A 4,753-nucleotide genomic window follows, 5' to 3' on the forward strand; every position below is an offset into this window, starting at 1 on the left:
CGTTCGGGCCGCGCACCTCGATCATGCCGATCTCGCCCCGCGGCAGTTCCACGCCGGTCTCGGGGTCGGTGACGACGATCTCGGTGCCGGGCAGCGGCAGGCCGACGGTGCCGGCGATGCGCGCGCCGTCATGGGGGTTCGAGGCGTTCATGTTCGTCTCGGTCATGCCGTAGCGTTCCAGGATGGCATGGCCGGTGCGGACCTGCCATTCGCGATGCGTCTCGGCCAGAAGCGGCGCCGAGCCCGAGACGAACAGCCGCATGTTCGCGGTGGCCGCGGCATCCAGCGCCGGTTCCTGCAGCAGCCGGACATAGAAGGTCGGCACGCCCATCAGCACGGTCGCCCGCGTCATCGCCTCGAATATCCGGTCGACGTCGAATTTCGGCAGGAAGATCATCGAGGCGCCCGAGAACAGCACCACATTGGTGGCGACGAACAGGCCGTGGGTGTGAAAGATCGGCAGGGCGTGGATCAGCACGTCCTGGGCGGTAAAGCGCCAGGCATCGCACAGCACCAGGGCGTTCGAGACCAGGTTGCCATGCGTCAGCATCGCGCCCTTGGACCGGCCGGTGGTGCCCGAGGTGTAAAGCAGCGCGGCCAGGTCGTCGCTGTCGCGGGCCGCGGTCGCGAAGGCCGCGGGCGCCACCTCGGCCGCATCGGTCAGGCTGCCCTGCCCCTCGGCGTCCAGCGTCACCATGCGGGCGCCGGCGGCTTCCGCGGGCTCGCGCAGCGCCTCCTGCCGGGCGGGATCGCAGACGAAGACCCTGGGCTCGGCATTGCCCAGGAAATAGCCGATCTCGGCGGGCGTGTAGCCGATGTTCAGCGGCAGGAACACCGCCCCCGCCCGCAGGGTGGCGAGATAGAGGATGATCGCCTGCACCGATTTCTCGACCTGTGCCGCCACCCGGTCGCCGGGCTGGACGCCAAGCCCCGCCAGCGCATTGGCCATGCGGCCGCTGCGGGCGATCAGGTCGCCGTGCCGGATGCGCTCGCCCGCCTGCGTCTCGATGGCCACGGCCTCGGGGTCGCGGATGCGGGTGGCGAGAAGGTCGAACAGGTTGTCGCTCATGAATGGTCCCCGTGGTTCATGCGTTGGAAATCGGCTGCGCGCGCGTCACGCTGTCCGAGGCGGCGATGGCGCTGCCTTCGGCGAAGGCTTCGTGGTTCGCCTCGATCCGGTCGAGGTCGTAGAGGTAGTTCACCATCAGCCCATGCGACTGCTTGAGCCCGTTGGCCGAGACGTCGCCCAGGAAGTTCAGCCGCTCCAGCCGGGCGCCGTTGCCCAGGTGGAAGCGCGCCACCGGATCGACGACGCGGCCCTTGCCGTCGCGGGCGCGCAGGAAATAGGCGGCGGCGGCGGCCAGCAGCGGCGCGCGCAGGCTTTCGGCCGCGGTCCGGTCCCGGTGCCAGTCGGGATCGTCCAGCAGGGCGAAGGCCAGGCGCTGGTCGGCACCGATCAGTTCGGACATCTCGTCCTGGCGCTGCCGGGCCAGCCAGGCGGCAAGGCCGGGCACCGGCGACAGCGTGACGAAGCTGCGGATGTTCGGCAGTTCCGCCTTGAGTTCCTCGACCACCTGCTTGATCAGGAAATTGCCGAAGGACACCCCGGCCAAGCCCCGCTGCGTGTTCGAGATGGAGTAGAACACCGCGGTGCTGGCGCGCTCAGCCTCGATCGGCTGGCGGTCGAGGTCGAGAAGGCCCGCGACATTGTCCGGGATCTCCTCGGTCAGCGCCACCTCGACGAAGATCAGCGGCTCGTCCACCAGTTGCGGGTGAAAGAAGCCGTAGCAGCGCCGGTCGGTCGGCTGCAGGCGGTTGCGCAGGTCGTCCCAGTTCTGGATGGCATGCACCGCCTCGTAGCGGATGATCTTTTCCAGGATGCTGGCGGGCGTGTTCCAGTCGATATGGCGCAGCACCAGGAATCCCCTGTTGAACCAGGAGGCAAAGAGATGCGCGAAATCCAGGTCCACCCGGCGCAGCGCGGGGTTGCCCTTCAGATGGGCCAGCAGCTCCTCGCGCATCCGCACCAGCGCCGCCGTGCCGCCGGGGGCAAGGTTCAGGCGACGCAGCAGCTCCTGCCGGCGCGGCTCGGTCGCCTCGTGCAGCGCCTCGATGGCCAGCGTGTCCTCGGGGTCGCGCTGCACCGCCTCCAGCGCGGCGCGGACCACCGCCGGGTCGGGGCCGAAACGCTCGGCGAGGTCGTGCAGGAAGGCCAGCCGCGTCGCCTCGTCGGCATCCTCGAAGGCGGCGAGCAGGTCTTGGGCGATGGCCACGCCCGAGGCTTCGCCCCGCCGCGACAGCAGCGCCTCGCCCAGTTCGCACAGGTCGGGCGACTCGGTGGCGGCGCCGGCACCGCGCCGTCCCAGCAGGCGGCGGCCGCGGTTCGTCAGCACCTCGAACAGCTCGCCCAGAAAGGCCGGGCGGCTGGGGCGCGGGGTTTCGACGGTCCTGGTCATTTCGGCCTCCGAAGGGGTTGGCATACCGGGATCGCCCCGGCAGCACGAAGATCGACCATGGCGCAGCCGGGCGACCGCCAGCGCGCCATGGTCCGGCAGTTTGCGGAAAAACGCCGGCCGGTCCACCCCAGAGGCATCGGCCGCCTTCCAGACGCGGGGCCGCATCCCCGCGCCGGCGAGACAAGCGACGCCGGCCTTTCGCGGCATTGGCCGCAAAACCCTCTGGCGCATCGCGGCGAAGCGGTGGGATAAACGGGCCGGGGATCGCGGTCGAGCCAGGGAGTTTCCGATGCGCTATTTCGACTTCAGCACCTGGCAGGGGATCCTGACCACGCTGCTGGGCCTTGCGCTGTTCACGCTGATCGGCGTCGGCATCCGGGTGCTGATGCTGCTGACCATCCAGCAGCGCCAGCAGCGGATGAACCGGCAGATCAACGAGCGGCTGCGCACGCTGATCGCCGCCTACAAGGTGCTGGGCGGTTCCTTCACCGGCGAGCTGCTGGTCGATCCGACGCATCTGCGCGACCTGCGGCAGCGCGCGCAAGAGGCGGGCGGTGATGAGGCCGGCGGCTCGGATCGCGCCCGGCGCATCCGCGACGCGGTCGAGGCGGCGCTTTCCGACATCATCCTGCTGGGGACCGAGGAACAGGTGCGCCTGGCGAGCCATGCTGCCGCCGAGATGGCCGCCGGCCGGCCGATCCACACCGCCGAGCTGGTCGTCTCGCTGCGCGATTTCATCCGCAAGGCGCTGGATCTTGCGCCGGTGCCGCCCGATGCGGTGATCCCGCTGCAAGGTCCGGCCCGCCAGCTTGGCGGCTCGTCCAAGGGCGGGCGCGGCGAAGGCGGCAAGGGCGGCGGTGGCGGAATGGGCGGCGGAATGGGCGGGGGCATGGGCACCGGCATGGGCCTTGGGCCGGGGCGTCCTGCCGACGATTCCGGGCCCTGATCCGGGGCCGCGGGGCGCATAGCATCGCGGCGGCGCGGACCTGCCCGCGCCGCCGTCGCCTGCCGCGGACAAGCCGCCTACCAGCTGAAATCGTCGCCGCCCAACTGGCCCAGCCGCATGTCCTCGATCACCAGCCGGTCGTTGCCGGCGCGGATCACGACGTCGTTGCCGACCTGGCTCGCCGCGGCGCGGATGTCGCCGAAACCGTCGAACCGGGCGTAATGCGACAGGTTGATGCGGTCGTCGTCGCTGTCGAAATCGGTGATCCGGTCGCGGCCGCCGTTCCAGACGAAGACATCCGCGCCCTCGCCGCCGGTCATGGTGTCGTTGCCGGCACCGCCGTTCAGCGTGTCGTTGCCCTCGTGCCCGACCAGCCGGTCGTTGCCGGCCTCGCCGAACAGGCGGTCGTCGCCCTCGCCGCCCATCACCGTGTCGGCGCCGGCACCCGCACGGACGACGTCGTTGCCGTCGCCGGCGGCGATATGGTCGCGGCCGTTGCCGGTAAAGGCCTGGTCGTTGCCCTCGCCCAGGGTGATGCGGTTGTTGCCGTTGCCGGCGCGCACCACGTCATTGCCGCTGCCCGCGTCGATGGTGTCGTTGCCGGCACCGGCCAGGATCACGTCGTTGCCCTCGCCGCCCCAGACCCGGTTATGGCCCTGTCCGGCATCCAGGCGGTCGTTGCCGGCGCCGCCATAGATGCTGTCATTGCCCTGGTAGCCGAAGATGCTGTCGTCCCCGGACATGCCCCAGATCTGGTCGGCGGCACTGGTGCCGAGCAGGCGGTTGTCGTCGTCGTTGCCACGTATCTTTGCCATGGTCGTTCTCCGTCACTTGCGTTGGACCGGCAGGATCGGAGCGGCCTTGGGCGGCCGTTCCCCGCGCGTCCCGGTTGCCGGTTCGACCGGGGGCGCAAGTCGCGATGTTCATCAGGCGTCGCGGGCGCGCCAGGCCAGGCGCTGGCCCACCAGCAGCATGCGCATGGTGTTCTCGGCCGCCGCGCGCAGCAGCTTGCCGCCCTCGTCGATCGCCTTGCCCAGCGAACAGGGCCGCCGCATGATCGAGGCATAGGCGGCGATCCCGTGTTCATAGGTCTGGCGCGCGCCCTTGCCGATGGTGCCGGCCAGCGCCACGGTCGGCACGCCAAGCGCCTCGGCGCGGCGCGCGACCTCGCAGGGCACCTTGCCATAGGGGCTTTGCCCGTCCAGCGCGCCCTCGGCGGTGATGACCAGGTCGGCGCGGGCCAGCAGCTGTCTCTTTTTCACATCCTACGCTTTCTCCGATTCCCTTTGCTTTCGATTAGCGACATTTCCTCTTTATAACATCAAACATCATCCATAGTATTATGAGCGGT

At 69.9% G+C, this 4,753-nt stretch carries 5 protein-coding genes; 1 reads left to right on the top strand and 4 read right to left on the bottom strand.

What is annotated here, in order from left to right:
- Both IT40_RS25775 and IT40_RS25780 read right to left on the bottom strand, forming a co-directional pair.
- Window positions 1-1,069, bottom strand: a 1,069-nt coding sequence (locus IT40_RS25775; RefSeq protein ID WP_036761251.1) for an AMP-binding protein, incomplete at its 3' end; no start/stop codon positions are given.
- 16 nt (window positions 1,070-1,085) lie between these two features.
- Entirely contained in the window at window positions 1,086-2,456 is a 1,371-nt protein-coding gene (locus IT40_RS25780; protein WP_036761253.1) for a malonyl-CoA decarboxylase, read from the bottom strand.
- A 289-nt stretch (window positions 2,457-2,745) separates the two neighbouring features.
- Here IT40_RS25780 and IT40_RS25790 point away from each other — a divergent pair, with 289 nt between their 5' ends.
- Window positions 2,746-3,402 (top strand): hypothetical protein, encoded by a 657-nt coding sequence (locus IT40_RS25790; protein ID WP_036761260.1) that lies wholly within the window; start codon window positions 2,746-2,748, stop codon window positions 3,400-3,402.
- Window positions 3,403-3,479: 77 nt separating this feature from the next.
- Here the strand turns inward: IT40_RS25790 and IT40_RS25795 are convergent, their stop codons facing one another.
- Both IT40_RS25795 and IT40_RS25800 read right to left on the bottom strand, forming a co-directional pair.
- On the bottom strand, window positions 3,480-4,217 hold the full coding sequence (locus IT40_RS25795; RefSeq protein WP_036761263.1) for a calcium-binding protein: 738 nt from the start codon (window positions 4,215-4,217) through the stop codon (window positions 3,480-3,482).
- Between the two features lie 111 nt (window positions 4,218-4,328).
- On the bottom strand, window positions 4,329-4,664 hold the full coding sequence (locus tag IT40_RS25800; RefSeq protein WP_036761265.1) for a glycerate kinase: 336 nt from the start codon (window positions 4,662-4,664) through the stop codon (window positions 4,329-4,331).
- Between the last annotated feature and the right edge of the window lie 89 nt (window positions 4,665-4,753).

Origin of the sequence: Paracoccus versutus (assembly GCF_000763885.1) — a bacterium.
Classification (GTDB): Bacteria; Pseudomonadota; Alphaproteobacteria; order Rhodobacterales; family Rhodobacteraceae; genus Paracoccus; species Paracoccus versutus.